Origin of the sequence: Streptomyces zhihengii (assembly GCF_016919245.1) — a bacterium.
Classification (GTDB): domain Bacteria; phylum Actinomycetota; class Actinomycetes; order Streptomycetales; family Streptomycetaceae; genus Streptomyces; species Streptomyces zhihengii.
Genome location: NZ_JAFEJA010000002.1, coordinates 2,313,131 through 2,328,823, shown reverse-complemented (window position 1 = coordinate 2,328,823; position 15,693 = coordinate 2,313,131). Strand labels below are relative to the sequence as shown.

The following is a 15,693-nucleotide window of genomic DNA, read 5'->3' as shown; positions in this document are numbered from 1 at the left end:
CTAGTCGACCGCCGCGTTCTTCGTCGCTTCCTTCACGGCGATGGACGCGACGCCGTACTTGTCGAAGATCTTGGTGACGGTTCCGTCGTCGATGAGTGCCTGGAGAGCCTTCTGGATGGCGTCGGTGAGTTCCGGCAGTTCCTTGGTCACGGCGATGCCGTTGGGTGAGGCGTTGTAGCCTCCGGGGGCCTGCGCGTCCTCGACGAGGTCGAACGTGCTGCCGTCGTCCGCCGTCTTCGCGACCCAGCCGGCCGCGGGCTTGGTCAGCACTTGGGCGACGACCTTGCCGGAGCGCAGCGCGAGTTGGGCGTCGGAGTCCTTGGGGAAGGTCTGGATGCCGATCTTCCCCTTGCCGGCCTTCGCGCAGGCGGCCTGGTGCGACTTCAGCAGGTCGAGCTGGTTGGTGGCCGTCTGGACTGCGACCTTCTGTCCGCAGAGGTCGTCGAGGGTGGCGATCTTGGCCGGGTTCTTGTCGGCGACGAGGATGCCCGAGCCGGACTGGGAGTAGTCGACGAAGTCGACGACCTGCTGGCGTTCCTTGTTGTCGGTGATCGCCGACATCGCTGCGTCGAACTTGCCGGCCTGGATGGCGGGGACGATGCCGTCGAACTTCTGCGGGGTGAAGGCGAACGTCACGCCCAGCTTCGCGCCGAGTGCCTGGCCGAGGTCGTAGTCGAGGCCGGTCAGCTGGCTCTCCCCCTCCTTCACGAACATCTCGAAGGGCGGGTACGGCACGTCGGTCGCGACCCTGACGGTGCCGGACTTCCTGATGGAGTCGGGCAGCGCGTCGTGCAGGGCCTGGTCCTTCTCGACGGTGACACCCGCGACGGAGGCCTTGTCCGCGGGTGGGGTGGCGCTCTCGGGGTTCCCGCAGGCGGAGAGCGCCGCGAGGGCCGTGGCCACCATGGCGGTGGCTGCCAGGGGGCGGGTGAGTCGAACATGCATCGCGGTAGCGCCTCTCGGGTGGTCCCTGCCGACGGCGACGCCGTCGGCCACAGACCAGAAAGTACATATGAACGCCAGGCGTGACTAGATGTATCGCCTGTTACTTTCCTGCAACGCCGCACGACTGCACACAAGAAAGCTCATCAAATCCCCCAAAGATGGATATATCCCCGAGCAAGGCAGTCCCGGGCATAGACCTCGACCTACATCTATCCATCAAATGCTTCAGCTTGTATGTTCCGTTACATCCACCGCCTCGCCTCTCCCGGGCCCATGCCCCCACGGAGGAACCATGAATCAGCGCCCCGTGCTCCGGCCTGCCGCCTCCGCCGCGGTTGCTCTCCTCACCCTTGCCGGCGTCCTAACCACCGCACACTCGGCACAGGCAGCCGCAAACCGGATCCGGCTCGGCAGCCCCACCGACGTCGATCGCGCCGCCTGGAACGGTCCCGCCTTCACCATGAACGGTGCCGGGTCCGTCGTCGCGGCATCCATGAGCAGGGCGATCGACGCGATCCGCGGCAACAGCGGCAGCCTGGACGTCGTGGTGCCCGCCGGGTCGGCCCCGACGTCGGGGAGCAGGACCCCCGAGTGCGACACCGTCATGGGTCTCGCGGGAGTCAACTCCTGCACCACCTGGACACTCACCAAGGCATCGGACGGCAACAACACCCAGGTCAACACCGACGTGCGCAAAGCCGAGTTCGTCGACTTCGCCGGCGGCGACCAGTGCCGCTACACCGGGTGGAAGGGCACCGCACTGGAGACGTCCGTCGAGTCCGTGGTCGCCAAGGGCGGCGGATCCGGGGGCGGCAGTGCGGGGCACCACATCAACAGCCCGGTCGTCTACGACGCCTGCAACGGCAGCGTCACCAGCGCCGAAGCGGTCGCCGATCCGTACGACAGCTACATCAGCTTCACCACGGGCATGTTCGACTGGGCCCATTACGGCGGAGTCGTCAACGACTCGCACTTCGTCACCCGCGACCGGATGGGGCGGACGATGGCCTTCGTCGCCCGCGCCGTCGAAGACGGACTGGCCGGCGGCCAGAGCGCCTGGGGTGTGGGTGTCGAGGAGGGCGGCGGCTCCCTGTACATCGACCGCAACGGACTGGCCACGCTCTACGGCGAGGACGCCTATGTCGTCCTCGCCGACCACCGGCCGGAGCGGGCCGTGCCCGGCCGGTCCCTGAGCTACTCCGGCTTCAAGATCTGGCACCTGACACCAGGCAGCACCTTCGACTTCAAGAACCGGCCCACCTGCGGCTACTACCTGCGCAGCGTGACCAACGGCGTGCCCGATCCCAACCTCTACAACGGCACGCCCAGCACGTGCGGCTCCCGGAGCGGTACCGCGCCGACGGAGTCGTAGAAGGTCAGCGCTTGACCACCCGGCCGAGCGGGCCGCGCCGGTCTCGCGACGAGCCGTGGGGAACAGTCGGGTCGTGCTGTGCGAGGGGCAGCGCGACGTCGACGACTTGGCGGTTGGAGGGGAAGGTGCCGACGAAGGTGGTCTCGCCGTCGAGGATGCCGACCTCAAGTGCGACCGGCGTGCCCTCGGACGGAGCAGCCATGCCGAGTTGCGCGCCCTCCCTGACGTGCGGGCCGGGGGGGCACGCCGTGCGCACGACCACGGTGGCGTTCGGCATGACGGGGTCATCGGTCCGTCGCGGCAGACTCCGGGAACTGCCCGGGCGGCAGAGTACGGCGGACCCGCTCCTTGCCTCGCCGGACGGCAGGAGGTCAGGCGTGGGACCGGAATCCTTCGGTGGCTGCGGTCAGCCGGTCCCTTCCCCCCTCACCGGGCGGCATCGCCCTGGCGGCGATGATCGCCGCCTGCACCCGGCGCTCCACCCCGAGCTTGGCCATCAGCCGCGAGATGTTGTTCTTGACCGTCTTCTCGGCCAGGTAGAGCTCCGTGCCGATCTCCCTGTTGGTCAGTCCCTGCCCCACGAGTGCGAGAACCTCCCATTCCCGTTCGGTGAGGCCGGACAGACCCTGCGGACGACGGTCCTCGTCCGACGCGGTCTCCCGCAGTCTGGCCATGACGCGGGTCGTCGCGACCGGGTCGAGGGTCGACTGGCCGGCGGCCACCGTGCGGACCGCGTGCACGAGTTCGCCGCCGGTGATCTGCTTCAGGACGTAGCCGGAGGCCCCGGCCAGTATGGCGTCGAGCAGGGCGTCCTCGTCGTCGAAGCAGGTCAGCATGAGGCAGGCCAGCCCCGGCAGTCGCGAGCGCAGTTCCCTGCAGACATGGATGCCGTCCCCGTCCGGCAGTCGGACGTCGAGGATTGCCACTCGTGGCCGGAGCGCGGGGATGCGGGCCAGGGCCTGGGATGCCGTGCCGGCCTCCCCCACCACGCGCAGATCCGGTTCGGCCTCCAGCAGATCACGCACGCCGAGGCGCACCACCTCGTGGTCGTCGACGACGACGACGGTGACAGGCCCGGCCTCGCGATCGACGCTCCCGTTGTCCGGCATAGCACAGCTCCACGGACATCCCGACACGCCGGCCTCCGCCGCCGGAGGAGAGCGTGGCCCCTATGTACAAGGCGGCTCGCGGGCCGCCCCGGCTCCTTCTCCAGGATCCCACCGCCTCGCCGGTCCCCCAAGTCAGCGACGGGCACGACGGGCGAGAGCCCGCCGGCCCCTGAGCCGGGAACGCCACCTGACAGGGGCACCCGGCACCCGGCCGCGAGGGACCATTGGGCCCTCCCCTCCCCGGCACCGCGCAGTCACGATGGTGGAGGGGAGCGGTACGCGTACGCGGGCGGTGAGGCAATGGTGGAGGAACCGGCGGCGAAGAGCGGCGCACGCACCGGCGGTCGGCATGCTTCCGGGCGACGCACCGTGGTCGCGGACGTGATGTCGCGAGCACCTCTCACGGCTTCGCCCGGGACGACCTTCAAGGAGCTCGCCGCGCTGCTGCTCGGCGAGAACCTGTCGGCGGTTCCCGTGGTCGACACGGCCGGCCACCTCGTCGGCATCGTGTCGGAAGCCGATCTGGTCCACCACGTCTCCGCGCTGTCGCCCGCCGGCGGCCGGGCCTCCTCACCCGCACGGACGGAAGCGGCCTGCACGGCACGTGCTCTGATGAGTGCGCCGGTCGTCACCGCCCGTCCGGACTGGAGCCTCCAGGAGACCGGTCGCACCATGGAGCGGATGCGGCTCAAGAGGCTGCCCGTGCTGGACCGTACGGAACGTCTGATCGGCGTCGTCAGCAGGTCGGACCTGCTGCTGCCGTTCCTCCGCAGGGACGAGGACATCGCCGCCGACGTGAAGGCCGTGGTGGAGGGGTCGATGGGACTGCCCGAGGGCAGCGTTCACGCCACCGTGCACAACGGAGTCGTGTATCTGACGGGCATGGTGCAGGAGCGGGCCGACCTCCCCGTGCTGGACCGGCTGTGCCGCAGGGTCGACGGAGTCGTGACCGTGCGCGGAAGCATCCGCTGCATGTACGACAACCGTTCCCTCGACGTGGAGCCCCCGCACGGGCACGAGGCGAGAGGAGCAGTCATGAAGCGGGTGAGATCGGTCGCCGATGTGATGACCCACGCGGTGATCACCGTGGACGGCGACACGCCGTTCCGGCGGATCGCCGAGACGATGGAGCAGTGGCATGTCAGCGCGCTCCCCGTGCTGTCCGAGGAGGGCCGGGTCGTGGGCGTCGTCTCCGAGGCCGATCTGCTGCTGAAGGCGGAGGGCGGTGACGAGGCGCGCGCCGTGCGGGCGCGGGAGCTGATGACCCGTCCCGCCGTCACCGTGGCGTCCGGGGCGTCGATCGCGGAGGCGGCGCGGCTGATGGCACGGGGCCACCTGAAGCGGCTCCCCGTGGTCGACGACGGGCGCCTGGTGGGCATGGTCAGCCGGGGCGACCTGCTGAAGGTATGGCTCCGCCCGGAGGAGGACCTCGCGGCGGAGGTGCGGCTCGTGCTCGTGTCCGCCGACGCCCTGGACGTGCGCGCCGGCGTCGTCGACGGCACGGTGGTCCTTTCCGGCACCGCGCCCCCGGCGTACCCGGCGGACGTGCTGGTCAGGCTGATTCGCGCGGTCCCCGGTGTGGTCGATGTCGACTCCCGTCTGACAGCCGCGCGGCCGGATGCGTGAACGGGAGAACGTGACACATGCGCCACCTCCTGAACCGGAGGTGGGCGGAACTGCCCCTCCGGGAGGGTGAGCGGGATGACGGATGCCACCACGACCGATCTGTACGAGGTGACGATGGCGCTCTCCTATCTGCGCGAAGGACTCCGTGACGCCGCCACGTTCAGCCTCTTCGTCCGCGCGCTGCCACCGGAGCGCGGCTTCCTGGTGGCGGCCGGCCTGGAACCGTCGCTGGACTACCTGGAGGGATTCCGGGTCGGGGACGAGGAGATCACGGCATTCGCCCGCGCCCTGCGCCGCCCGGAGAGCGAGCTGGGCTCCCTGTCCGGCCTGCGGTTCGGCGGCGAGGTGCGGGCGGTACCCGAGGGCCGTCTGGTGTTCGCCGGTGAGCCGCTGCTGGAGGTCACCGCGCCGCTGCCGGAGGCCCAGCTCGTCGAGACGTACCTGCTGACGCAGGTCTGCCATCAGACGGCCGTCGCGTCCAAGGCCGCGCGGTGCGTACTCGCCGCCGACGGGCACCCTCTCGTCGACTTCGCGCTGCGGCGCTCCCACGGCCCGGGGGCGGGCTTCCAGGCCGCCCGGCTGGGCGCGCTGGTCGGTTTCGCCGGGACGAGCAACGTGGCGGCGGCGGTCGCTCTGGATGTGCCGGCCTCCGGCACGATGGCCCACTCCTACATCGAGGCCTTCGGCGACGAGGAGGCCGCTTTCAGAGCGTTCGCCCGTGCTCATCCCGGCCCGGTGACCTTCCTCGTCGACACCTTCGACACCGAGACCGGTGTCGAGGTGGCGGCGGACGTGCTGCGGGACATCGGCCCGCCGTCCGGCAGCGGGATCCGGCTGGACAGCGGTGATCTCGGGGCTCTCGCCTTCCGCGCGCGGCGGCGGCTGGACGCGGCCGGCCTGCCCGACGTCCGGATCATCGCCAGTGGTGGCCTCGACGAGTACGCCATGCACGATCTGGTCGCCGGAGGGGCGCCGATCGACGTGTACGCGGTCGGCACCCGGGTCGGTGTGGCAGCGGACGCCCCGTATCTCGACGGGGCGTACAAGCTGGTCTCGTTCGCCGGTCACCCCGTCATGAAATTGTCCGCGTCGAAGGTGACCGCGCCCTGCGCCAAGCAGGTGTTCCGGCGACCGGGGATGCGGGATGTCGTCGGCCTGGCCGAGGAGGAGGAGCCGAAGGGGGCCGAAGGCCTGCTCCGCACGGTCATGCGCGAGGGACGCCGGACCGGTCCGCCGGACCGGCTCGTGGACGCCCGTCGGCGCTTCGAAGCCGACCTCGCGGACCTGCCGCCCGAGGCCGGGGCGATCGTCTCGCCTGCCGCCCCGGTCCCGCTCGTCTCGGACCGCCTCCGGGCTGTGACCGGGCGCGTGCGCGCGGCCATCGAGGCCCGTGGCGCGAAGGCACGGGCGACAGGCCACGGTCGGCATCGGGTGGGCTGAGGTGACGCGCCGTCCGCCGTACGGAGGCGTGAGCGACTACGACGGGTCCTCCCCCGGCGCTTCCGGCGGCCGGGGCACGATTTCGACAGGGCAGTGCGCATGGTGCAGCACCGTATGCCCGACGTGCCCGATGCCCGAGCCCATCTCCATGAGCCGGTGCCGCGCGCCCATCACCAGGAGATCGACCCGGCGCGAGTTCTCGACGAGTGCGGCGGCCGTCCCGCTGTCGGCGTCGACCTCGGTGGACACCGTCAGCGAGGGGTGCGCCCGACGGATCACGTCGGCAAGCGCGTTGGCCCGCGCCTGGCCCTGCCGGGTGACGGCGTCCAATTCCTCGAGCATGGGGACCACGTGCCCCATGGGTGACAAGGGATTCCATGTACTGATCAACAGCAGCGAGGCCCGGCGGGACTCCGCCTCGGACGCTGCTTCCATGACCCAACCGGCGTCCCTCTCGTCCCGCACGGCGGCGGCCACGACCCCCGTGTCCGGACGGTCGAGCTGTCCCCGCACCACGACCACCGGGACAGGGGAACGGGCGGCGAGGGCGAGTCCGACGGAGCCGAGGAGAAGTGCGGGAAAGCCGCCCCGGCCCCTGCTGCCCACGACGACGGTGTCCCCGCTCGCCGCGGCCTCGTGCAGGGCAGCCACGGGGTTCTTGGTGCTGAAATCACGCTCGACCGGCAGGTACGGAAAGCGCTCGTGCACCGTTTCCTCCGCCTCGGCCAGATGAACGCCTCCCACCCTCCGGATGCGCTCCACCGTCTCGAACGAGGCGAAGCGGGCGAGGCGGTCCAGATCTCCCGCATGGACGATCCTGAGCGGGACCCCTCGTCTGTCCGCGGTCCTCGCCGCCCAGAGCGCTGCCGCCCTGGAGGCGGCGGAGCCGTCGATGCCGGCCACGACGGGTCCGAGGGCTGCACCGTGCGCCTGGGCAGATGCCATGGCTCCTCCTTGGATCGCTCCTCCGTCATGGGCAACGCTGCCAGGGGCCGGTGCGCGGGGGCAGGGTCCCACCGGTCCGTGCGAGGACCGAAGGTCCCTCGCCGGCAGGGACGCCCGACGGTCCGGACGGCGGCCCTCGGTTCCACCGGCAGCGGGGCGTCCCGTGGTTCGCACGCACGCGCTCCCGGGTGAGCGGGCCCGGCAGGTCGCGCCCGGCGACCGGCACGTCCTCCCGGAGCGGGCCCGGAGTCGGGTCGCGCGTCACCAGGCATGCCGCATGCGGTCGGGAGAGGCACTCTGGAAGGAGGCGCTCGGCAGGCCCGGGGCACACAGAGGCAAGGGAGATCATGATGTCCGATTCCCCGCACAGCGTCGCCGAGGTGATGACACGCAGTGCGATCGCCGTCGGACAGGACACCCCGTTCAAGGAGATCGTCGCGCGCATGCAGAAATGGCGAGTGAGTGCCGTGCCGGTACTCGAAGGCGACGGACGGGTCATCGGTGTCGTGTCCGAAGCGGACCTTCTGGAGAAGGAGGCCCGCCGTCCGGCCCCCTCCACAGCCGGTGCGAGGGAACGCGCCAAGGCCGCCGGAGCCGTGGCCGCGGACGTCATGTCGCACCCCGCGATCACCGTCCATCCGGATGCGTCGATCCCGGAGGCGGCTCGCATCATGGCCCGCTACCGCGTCAAGCGACTGCCCGTGGTGGACGCCGTGAACCACATCGAGGGTGTGGTCAGCCGCAGCGACCTGCTGAAGGTCTTCCTGCGGGCGGACAAGGACCTGGAAGCTGATGTCAGACGGACGGTGCTCTCCACGCTGCCGGCCGGGAACGACATCGAAGTCAGCGTCGACGAGGGCGTGGTCACCCTGTCCGGCCGGCTCAGCGACCCGTCGCTGGCCCCCCTCCTGGCCCGAGCGGCACAAGGAGTCGAAGGCGTGATCGACAGCCGACTGGCTGTCGCCTGAGTTCTCGTCGCCCCGCGCGGCACCCGGGAGGGAGAAGGGTCGTCCGATGCCGCGTCCCCCCGGGCGGGGAATCCGGGCGGGGAATCCGGGCGGGACAGGCGCATCGTGCTCCGCCGGACGGCAACACCGGCAGCGGCACCGGGTCGAGTCGCCTGGCAGGGCCCTTCGGACCGCATAGGGGGCCGTCCGGACTCTGCCTGTGGCGGGCGCAGGACGAAACCCTGGTATGTGACGGAATTCGTCCGGGAGGAGGAGGTCCATGAAGCACCACACCGTTTCGGACGTCATGACGACCGATGTGGTGGCGGTCGCCCCCGACGCACCGTTCAAGAAGATCGCCCGGATCTTCCACGACCAGGCCGTCTCGGCGGTCGCCGTCGTGGACGAAGGCCACCGGCCGATCGGTGTCGTCTCCGAGGCCGACCTCCTTCGATCGGTGGCGGAGCTCCCCGGCGTCGAGGGCGCATGGCGGGGTGTGCGCCTGCTGTCCCAGGAGCGGGGACTGCCCGAGGCGGAAACCGCAGCCGATCTGATGAGTGCGCCGGTGATCACGGCATCAGCGGACTGGAACCTGACGGAGGCCGCGCGGCACATGCAACTCGAAGGTGTCAAGCGCCTGATCGTGACGAGCAGCGACGGTGGACTCGCGGGTGTCGTCAGTCGCAGAGACCTGCTGCGGCCCTATCTCCGCAGCGACGAGGCGATTCACGGCGAGATCGTCGGTGCGGTGCTCGGCGGCGTGCCGTCGGCAGCGGAGACGATCCGCGTCCAGGTGAGGGACGGTGTCGTGACCGTGAGCGGAGACACCGGTGAACGGGCCGCCGCGGACGTGGCGCGGCTCTGCCGATCGGTCGAGGGGGTCGTCGCCGTCCGTACGTCGCCCGACACAAGCGGTACCGGCCCGCAAGCGGACGTGCCCTCGCGGCGGGAGGGATGACAGCGCGCACGCGGTGACGCGGTGCCCGCAGTCGCACGCCGGGAGGGCACGTCCGGCCTCGGGACCTACGACTCCTCGTCCGCCCGCCGTACGGGGACGGTGCGCCGGGTCCCGGTCCGCTCCTCGGGCATGGGGACGCGGACGGTGAGGATCCCGTCCTGGTAGGAGGCGTCGACGTCCTCGGCGGGGATCGTGGCGGGCAGCCTCACGGTCCTGCGGAACGAGCCGTAGCGGAACTCAGAGTGATCCTTGTCCTCCTCGCTCTCCGTGTGCTCCGCGCTCACCGTCAGCAGATTCTCGTCGACGGTGACGGTGACGTCGTCCGGACCCATTCCGGGCAGCTCGGCGCGCAGGACATAGCCACCGTCGCCACTGGTCACCTCCACGGGGATGGAGTGCGCGGCGCCGCCCGGGCGCCAGCCGGGCAGGCCCGGGAACTCGCGGTTGAACCAGTCGTTGAAATCGGGGAACAGGCTGTGCCTGCGTTCCACCTTGTCTCCGGTCATCGTCTCTCTCCTTGCTCCGGGCGGAGCGGGCTCCGCCGTGAAGATCGGGCCATGACGACCGCCCCTGCGTCCTCACTCCCACTCTCCCGCTCCGCTTCCGGGCGGCGCAGTGCCCTGAGGGCTGTTCAGGAGGGCCGAACAGGCCCTTCTCGGGGAAGCTGACCGGGCCGGCCGAACCTGCCCCCGAGTCCGCCATGATCACTCCTGTGTCGGGCCCGCCCCGTCGGCCGGCGCTCTCCCCCGGATCACGGAACGGCCGGGGAGTGCCGCGGGACGACGGCGACCGGGCACGCCGCGTGGTGCAGGGCGCGGTGGGCGACACGGCCGAGTTCGAGCCCGATGACGCCCTCTCTGCGCTGTGCCCCGACGACGAGCAGGTCGGCGGCTGCGGAGAGTTCGGTCAGTCTCCGGTGGGCGGGGCCCTCGGCCGTTCGCGCGCGCACGGCGACCTGAGGGTGCTCGCGTGCCGCCGTCTCCAGGGCCTTGTCGAGGAACTGCCCGGTCCTGTGCTCGAAGTCGGCGTCGGACTCGTGGGGCAGCAGCGGGTGGCCGGCAGGTGTGAAGCCCGGGCGGCGCCACAGGCGGACGGCTTCGAGGTCCGCGTTCCGTGCCGCCGCCTCGCGGAAGGCGAACCGCACCGCGGGCGAGTCCACGTCGTGGTCCCCGACGCCCAGCACGACTCGGCCGTGGTGCGCGTCGAGGGCCCGCCGGTCACCGCGGACGACGACGGCGGGTCCGTGGGAGCGCGCGGCCACGAGGAGGCCGACGGAGCCGAGCAGGAGTCCGGCAAGTTCTCCGCGTCCGCGGGAGCCGACGACCAGCATCAGCGCACCGTGCCCCGCGCGCAGAAGCGCGCCGGCCGCGTCCTCGGGGACGACGTCGGTCGTCATGGCGAGGCCCGGCGCGCGGCGTCCCGCGCGTTCGGCGGCCGTGCCGACGACGTTCTCGGCGAAGACCTGGCCCGAGGGCCGGTGCGTGGTCAGGGCCGGCGTCACGCCTTCGTACCGCTCCCACAGCGAGGCGTGCAGGATGCGCAGCGGGCAGCCGTGCCGTTTCGCCTCGTCGACTGCCCAGTCCAGTGCCGTGAAACCGGCGTCGGAACCGTCGACGCCCACCACCACTGGCGAGACCATTGCCTCCACCGCCTTCCGCGTCGCTGACGCCCTATCCGTCGTGTGCTCCGTGTCCGTTCCCGTCCCGGTGCGGGAAGTGCTGGACCCGCGCGTCCGGGCCGGGGAAGACCAGCGTCACGTGTCCCGTGTCCGACCACCGGACGTCGTAGGGCGGGGTGCCGTCGGCATGGTGGAGCCCGACGACCTCACCGTCCCGCCCCTCGTCTCCCACGGTGGAACCCCCGACGACCAGCCGGTCGCCGAGCCGGGCCCACAGACCCGCGCGTTCCTTGTCGTCGTGGTGGGTTCCACTGGTCATGGCTCACTCCTGGGCTGGTCGCAACCGCACGGCCGTCACCTTGTACTCGGGGCACGAGGTCGCGGTGTCGGCGTGCCCGGAGGTCAGGGAGTTGACGTGCTCGTCGGGGAAGTGGAAGGCGCAGAAGACCTGTCCGGGGGCGAGGTCGCCGCCCACCCGGGCGGTGAGCCTGGCCTGTCCGTGCCGGCTGTCGACGACGACGGGGGCGCCGTCGCGCACTCCGTGGCGTGCGGCGTCCTCCGGATGGAGATCGAGGTGTCCTTGTGGGTCGAGGCCGAGGTTGGCCCCGCGCCGGGTCATGCTGCCGGAGTTGTAGTGGGCCCAGCGGCGTCCGGTGACGAGCAGCAGCGGGTAGTCGGCGTCCGGTTCCTCGCCCGGGGGCAGATAGGGAGGGGCCGCGAGATGGGCGCGCCCGTCGGATGTGGCGAACGTCCCGGCGTACAGAGTGGCTTCTCCGGGGGCGTCGGGCGAGGGGCAGGGCCAGTGCAGTGCCCCTTCGCGGTCGAGGCGTTCGTGCGAGATCCCGGCGAAGTCGGGGGCCAGGCGCCCGCACTCGGCGAGCGCGGCGGCAGGGGTGCGGCAGCCGAGGTCGGCGCCCATCGCCGCGGCCACCGCGTGAACCACGGCGAAATCGGTGCGCGCGCCGCCGGGCGGCCCGACGGCCGTGCGCACCCGCTGGAACCGGCGGTCGAAGTTGACGAAGGTCCCGTCCTTCTCCAGCCAGGACGCCACGGGGAGGACGACGTCCGCGTGGCGGGCCGTCTCCCCTGCGAAGAGCTCGTCGACGACGACCAGGGGGCAGGCGTCGAGCGCTTCGGCGACCCGGGTGCTGTCCGGGTCGGTGGCGCAGACGTCCTCACCGATGATCCACAGGGCGCGCAGCCGGCCGTCGCGGGCCGCGTCGAACATCGCCGGGATCCGCAGCCCCGGTGTCGTGGGGACGGGGCGGCCCCAGACCGCTTCGGCACGGGCGCGTGCGGCGGGATCGGTGACATGGCCGTAGCCGGGAAGCAGATCGGGCAGCGCACCCATGTCGGACGCTCCCTGGACGTTGTTCTGTCCGCGCAGGGGGGTGATGCCGAATCCCCGTCCGGTGGCGCCCACCGCGCCCCGGAGGATGGGCAGGTTGGCCAGGGCGCGCACACCGTCGGTGCCGTGAAGGTGCTCCGTGACGCCGAGTCCGTAGACGATCGCGGGGTGTTCGGCCCGCCCGTAGTAGCGGGCGGCTGCGACGATGTCGCGGGCCGGGACGCCGGTGATCGCGGCCACCCGGGCGGGCGGGTACTCCGCGAGCAGTGGGGTGAGTTCGTCGAGTCCGGCCGCGCGGTCGCGCAGGAATCCGGGGTCGGTCAGCCCTTCGTCGACGAGCACGTGCGCGAGCCCGTGGAAGAGCGCGACGTTGGTGCCCGGCCGGTTGGGCAGATGGACGTCGGCGTGGCGGGCGAGTCCGACCCCGCGGGGGTCGGCCACGACGAGGACGGCGCCGTCCAGGGCGCGTTGGAGGAGCCGTGCGCCCACGACGGGGTGGGCCTCGACGGGGTTGGCTCCGACGACGAGAAGGCAGTCGGCCTGCTCGACGTCGTCGAAGGAGTCGGTGCCGCCCGCGCGTCCGAAGGAGGCCGTGAGGCCGGCGGCGGACGGGGCGTGGCACAGGCGCGAGCAGTTGTCGACGTTGTTCGTGCCGATGACGGTGCGCACGAACTTCTGGACTAGGTAGTTCTCCTCGTTGGTCGCGCGGGCGGAGGAGATGGCCGCGACGGCGTCGGGGGCACCCTGTCCGACGGCGGCCCGAAGGCCGGAGGCGACGACGCCGAGCGCCTCGTCCCAGCCGACCCTCGTCAGGACTCCGCCCCGGCGCACCAAGGGCTCGGTGAGACGTTCCGACGACGTGAGGTAGCCGTGGGCGAACCGGCCCTTGACGCAGGCGTGCCCCCGGTTGACCGGTCCGTCGCGGGCGGGCAGGACGGCGGCGACCTCGCCCTCGCGGACGACGACGTCGAGGGCGCAGCCGACTCCGCAGTAGCCGCAGGTGGTGCGGACCGGTGCGGGCTCGGGCCGACGGGACGTGAGCCCCGCGGCAGGGCCGGGCTGGGTGATCGCGCCGGTGGGGCAGGTGTCCACGCATCCGCCGCAGGAGACGCAGTCGGACTCCGCCCACGGCCCGCCCGTGCCCGGGGCGGCCACCGTGTCGGCGCCGCGTCCGGTCAGGGTGAGGGCGAAGGTCCCCTGCACGTCGGAGCACATCCGGACGCACCGCCCGCAGGCGATGCAGAGATCCGGATCGAGGCGCACATAAGGGTGGCTGTCGTCGGGTTCGTGTCCCGGGGAGGCGGCGGCGGTGTCCGGATCGATGTCCAGGAGGCGGCAGGTCTCGGCGAGTTCGCTGGGCGATGCCTCCGCCAGGGCGCGCCGCGGCAGCGTCGAGGCGATCAGGGCGACGGCGTCCCGCCACAGCTCCCGCACGTGCTCGTTCCCGGTGTCGACCGTCATGCCGGGTGTGGCGGGTGTGACGCAGGCGGCGACGGTCCGGCCGTCGGCGTCCACCAGGCACGTCCGGCAGAAGCCGGCGGGCGGCAGGCGGTCGTCGTGGCACAGGGTGGGCAGTTCGGCGCCGACCGCACGGACCGCGTCGAGGAGGGTGGCCCCGGCGGGCAGCTCGACCGGCACGCCGTCGACCCGCAGCCGCGTCATCGGTCCCACCCCGCGAGTGCGCTCCCGTAGGCACGGGCGAGGCTGCGGACGGCGGCGGGTACCCGGCGGCCGAAGGCGCACAGGCTCGCCTCGCCCATGAGCCGCACCAGAGGTCCGTACGCCTCTCCCGGTGCCGTACCGGCACGGGCGAGACCGAGCCCGCGGCGGGTGCCCGTCCGGCAGGGGGCACAGGCACCGCAGCTCTCCTCGGCGGCGAATTCCCATACGTGGCGCAGGAGTTCGTAGGGCTCGATTTCGGTGTCGAAGGCGACCATTCCGGCGTGGCCGAGGGCGGCACCGTGCTCCGCGAGGTCCCGCGAGGTGAGGGGGACGTCCAGGTCGTCGCCCGGAAGGAAGCCGCCGAGGGGGCCGCCGATCTGGAGGGCGGCCGGTTCGCGGCCGTCCCCCAGGCCGCCGCCGAGCCGCGTGACGATGTCGGAGACCGGCGTGCCGAGTTCCACCTCGTAGGCGCCCGGCCGGGCGAACCGCTCGGAGAGGCAGACGAGCTTCGTACCCGTCTCGTCCGGGGCACCGCGCCGGGCATAGGCAGCTCCCCCGCGACCGACGATCCAGGGCACGGCCGCCAGCGTCTCCACGTTGTTGACGACCGTGGGCGCGTCCCACAGTCCGTGGTCGGTCGGGTAGGGCGGGCGGGGGCGGGCGCAACCCCGGGCGCCTTCCAGGCGGGCGATGAGCGCTGTCTCCTCCCCCGTGACGTATGATCCCGCGCCCTCGACGATCTCCACGTATGGCCGGGCCCCGGCCTCACCGGGGGTGCGGGCCAGTTCGCCCGCCTCCGCGGCGCGGTGTGCGGCGCGGCGCAGCCTCGCCTGGGCCCGCGGGTACTCCGACCGCACGAGGACGAAGCCGCGTGCGGCACCGCAGGCGTGGCAGGCGAGGGCCAGTCCTTCGAGGACCCGTTCGGGATCCTCCTCCATCAGCAGCCGGTCGGCGTACGACCCGGGGTCGCCCTCGTCGCCGTTGGCGACGACCACCACGTCCGGCATTCCCGCGACGGCATTCCACTTCGCGGCCACCGGGTACCCGGCGCCACCGCGGCCGCGCAGCCCCGAGACGCCGATCTCCCGCCGCACGTCCGCGGCGCCGAGACCGTGCGCTACGCGATGCCACGTCGCCCAGGCGGATGCGCCCGCCACGATGCCCGCGAGCAGGACCGGGTCCCCTGTGGCGTCGGTCGCGGGGATTGCGGGTGCCTGCCGCGGCTCCCGGCCGGTGAGCTGTGCGGCTACGCGGGGGCCGGTGCAGGGGCCCGTGCCGTCGAGCGCGGCGGGACCCGCGTAGCAGTAGCCGAGGCAGCGCACGGTCTGGAGCGAGGTCCGGCCGGATTCGTCCGCCTGTCCGGCTGCCACGCCGAGTGCCTCCTCGATCTCGCCAAGGTGCCGGCCGGAGCGGGCGGCGAAGCAGGCGGTCGCGGTGCACACCCGCACATGGCGTTCTCCGTGCGGGGCGGCGAGGTCCGCGAAGTAGGTAGCCGGTCCCAGTCCGGCGGCGGCCGGCAGCCCGGTCGCGGACGCGACCTCCGGCGCCCACGTCTGCGGCGGTTCGGGGGTACGGGCCCGGTGGCGTTCCAGTGCGGCGGGCAATGAGCCGCCGCGGGCGCCGTTCCGTGCTCGCAGGCTCCGGAACGCGTCGTGACGGCTGCCCGGACGGCCGGGCGTCCCACCGGCCATGTCTCCAGAGTGTCCCGGCGTACTCCCGTCCG

General features: G+C 72.2%; 13 protein-coding genes and 1 pseudogene. 5 read left to right on the top strand and 9 right to left on the bottom strand.

From position 1 onward, the window contains the following. Nucleotides 1-945 carry an ABC transporter substrate-binding protein gene (locus JE024_RS37670; protein ID WP_244883533.1) on the bottom strand — a complete coding sequence of 315 codons (945 nt, stop codon included), beginning with the start codon at nt 943-945 and terminating at the stop codon, nt 1-3. A gap of 292 nt (nt 946-1,237) precedes the next feature. Between JE024_RS37670 and JE024_RS37665 the strand changes: the two genes are divergently transcribed. Beyond that, nucleotides 1,238-2,317, top strand: a complete 1,080-nt coding sequence (locus JE024_RS37665) for a hypothetical protein (RefSeq protein WP_205378312.1) — start codon at nt 1,238-1,240, stop codon at nt 2,315-2,317. A gap of 4 nt (nt 2,318-2,321) precedes the next feature. On the opposite strand, the gene JE024_RS37660 is transcribed toward JE024_RS37665, so the two are convergent. Both JE024_RS37660 and JE024_RS37655 read right to left on the bottom strand, forming a co-directional pair. After that, nucleotides 2,322-2,594, bottom strand: coding sequence for a hypothetical protein (locus JE024_RS37660; protein WP_205378311.1), 273 nt, complete (start codon nt 2,592-2,594; stop codon nt 2,322-2,324). A gap of 94 nt (nt 2,595-2,688) precedes the next feature. Further along, nucleotides 2,689-3,426, bottom strand: coding sequence for a response regulator (locus JE024_RS37655; RefSeq protein WP_205378310.1), 738 nt, complete (start codon nt 3,424-3,426; stop codon nt 2,689-2,691). A 384-nt stretch (nt 3,427-3,810) separates the two neighbouring features. Between JE024_RS37655 and JE024_RS42215 the strand changes: the two genes are divergently transcribed. Next, on the top strand, nt 3,811-5,052 hold the full coding sequence (locus JE024_RS42215) for a CBS domain-containing protein (protein ID WP_307840738.1): 1,242 nt from the start codon (nt 3,811-3,813) through the stop codon (nt 5,050-5,052). Nucleotides 5,053-5,127: 75 nt separating this feature from the next. Continuing rightward, complete coding sequence (locus JE024_RS37640) at nt 5,128-6,492, top strand: nicotinate phosphoribosyltransferase (RefSeq protein ID WP_205378309.1); 1,365 nt, start codon at nt 5,128-5,130, stop codon at nt 6,490-6,492. A gap of 36 nt (nt 6,493-6,528) precedes the next feature. On the opposite strand, the gene JE024_RS37635 is transcribed toward JE024_RS37640, so the two are convergent. Further along, nucleotides 6,529-7,437 carry a universal stress protein gene (locus JE024_RS37635; RefSeq protein ID WP_205378308.1) on the bottom strand — a complete coding sequence of 303 codons (909 nt, stop codon included), beginning with the start codon at nt 7,435-7,437 and terminating at the stop codon, nt 6,529-6,531. 350 nt (nt 7,438-7,787) lie between these two features. On the opposite strand from JE024_RS37635, the gene JE024_RS37630 reads away from it, so the two are divergent. Both JE024_RS37630 and JE024_RS37625 read left to right on the top strand, forming a co-directional pair. Next, nucleotides 7,788-8,405: a CBS domain-containing protein gene (locus JE024_RS37630; RefSeq protein ID WP_205378307.1), complete on the top strand. Its 618-nt coding sequence runs from the start codon at nt 7,788-7,790 to the stop codon at nt 8,403-8,405. A 259-nt stretch (nt 8,406-8,664) separates the two neighbouring features. Next, entirely contained in the window at nt 8,665-9,342 is a 678-nt protein-coding gene (locus JE024_RS37625) for a CBS domain-containing protein (protein WP_205378306.1), read from the top strand. A gap of 65 nt (nt 9,343-9,407) precedes the next feature. Here the strand turns inward: JE024_RS37625 and JE024_RS37620 are convergent, their stop codons facing one another. The 5 genes and pseudogenes from JE024_RS37620 to JE024_RS37600 form a co-directional block, all read right to left on the bottom strand. Beyond that, nucleotides 9,408-9,848, bottom strand: a complete 441-nt coding sequence (locus JE024_RS37620) for an Hsp20/alpha crystallin family protein (protein ID WP_205378305.1) — start codon at nt 9,846-9,848, stop codon at nt 9,408-9,410. A gap of 245 nt (nt 9,849-10,093) precedes the next feature. Further along, nucleotides 10,094-10,981, bottom strand: a complete 888-nt coding sequence (locus tag JE024_RS37615; RefSeq protein ID WP_205378304.1) for a universal stress protein — start codon at nt 10,979-10,981, stop codon at nt 10,094-10,096. A 67-nt stretch (nt 10,982-11,048) separates the two neighbouring features. Next, nucleotides 11,049-11,237 (bottom strand): annotated as a pseudogene (locus tag JE024_RS37610) (DUF1918 domain-containing protein); the annotation flags it as partial. A 45-nt stretch (nt 11,238-11,282) separates the two neighbouring features. Then, nucleotides 11,283-13,970, bottom strand: a complete 2,688-nt coding sequence (fdhF, locus tag JE024_RS37605; protein ID WP_205378302.1) for a formate dehydrogenase subunit alpha — start codon at nt 13,968-13,970, stop codon at nt 11,283-11,285. Next, the gene (locus tag JE024_RS37600) at nt 13,967-15,661 is read right to left on the bottom strand and encodes an NAD(P)H-dependent oxidoreductase subunit E (protein ID WP_205378301.1); all 1,695 of its coding nucleotides are present in this window, start codon (nt 15,659-15,661) and stop codon (nt 13,967-13,969) included. The genes fdhF and JE024_RS37600 overlap by 4 nt, the downstream gene beginning before the upstream one ends. Nucleotides 15,662-15,693 lie beyond the last annotated feature (32 nt).

Bases quoted from the DNA above. Each gene is read 5' to 3' on its own strand.
- JE024_RS37670 (WP_244883533.1), bottom strand. From the start codon at position 945: ATGCATGTTCGACTCACCCGCCCCCTGGCAGCCACCGCCATGGTGGCC.
- JE024_RS37665 (WP_205378312.1), top strand. From the start codon at position 1,238: ATGAATCAGCGCCCCGTGCTCCGGCCTGCCGCCTCCGCCGCGGTTGCT.
- JE024_RS37660 (WP_205378311.1), bottom strand. From the start codon at position 2,594: ATGCCGAACGCCACCGTGGTCGTGCGCACGGCGTGCCCCCCCGGCCCG.
- JE024_RS37655 (WP_205378310.1), bottom strand. From the start codon at position 3,426: ATGCCGGACAACGGGAGCGTCGATCGCGAGGCCGGGCCTGTCACCGTC.
- JE024_RS42215 (WP_307840738.1), top strand. From the start codon at position 3,811: ATGTCGCGAGCACCTCTCACGGCTTCGCCCGGGACGACCTTCAAGGAG.
- JE024_RS37640 (WP_205378309.1), top strand. From the start codon at position 5,128: ATGACGGATGCCACCACGACCGATCTGTACGAGGTGACGATGGCGCTC.
- JE024_RS37635 (WP_205378308.1), bottom strand. From the start codon at position 7,437: ATGGCATCTGCCCAGGCGCACGGTGCAGCCCTCGGACCCGTCGTGGCC.
- JE024_RS37630 (WP_205378307.1), top strand. From the start codon at position 7,788: ATGTCCGATTCCCCGCACAGCGTCGCCGAGGTGATGACACGCAGTGCG.
- JE024_RS37625 (WP_205378306.1), top strand. From the start codon at position 8,665: ATGAAGCACCACACCGTTTCGGACGTCATGACGACCGATGTGGTGGCG.
- JE024_RS37620 (WP_205378305.1), bottom strand. From the start codon at position 9,848: ATGACCGGAGACAAGGTGGAACGCAGGCACAGCCTGTTCCCCGATTTC.
- JE024_RS37615 (WP_205378304.1), bottom strand. From the start codon at position 10,981: ATGGTCTCGCCAGTGGTGGTGGGCGTCGACGGTTCCGACGCCGGTTTC.
- fdhF (WP_205378302.1), bottom strand. From the start codon at position 13,970: ATGACGCGGCTGCGGGTCGACGGCGTGCCGGTCGAGCTGCCCGCCGGG.
- JE024_RS37600 (WP_205378301.1), bottom strand. From the start codon at position 15,661: ATGGCCGGTGGGACGCCCGGCCGTCCGGGCAGCCGTCACGACGCGTTC.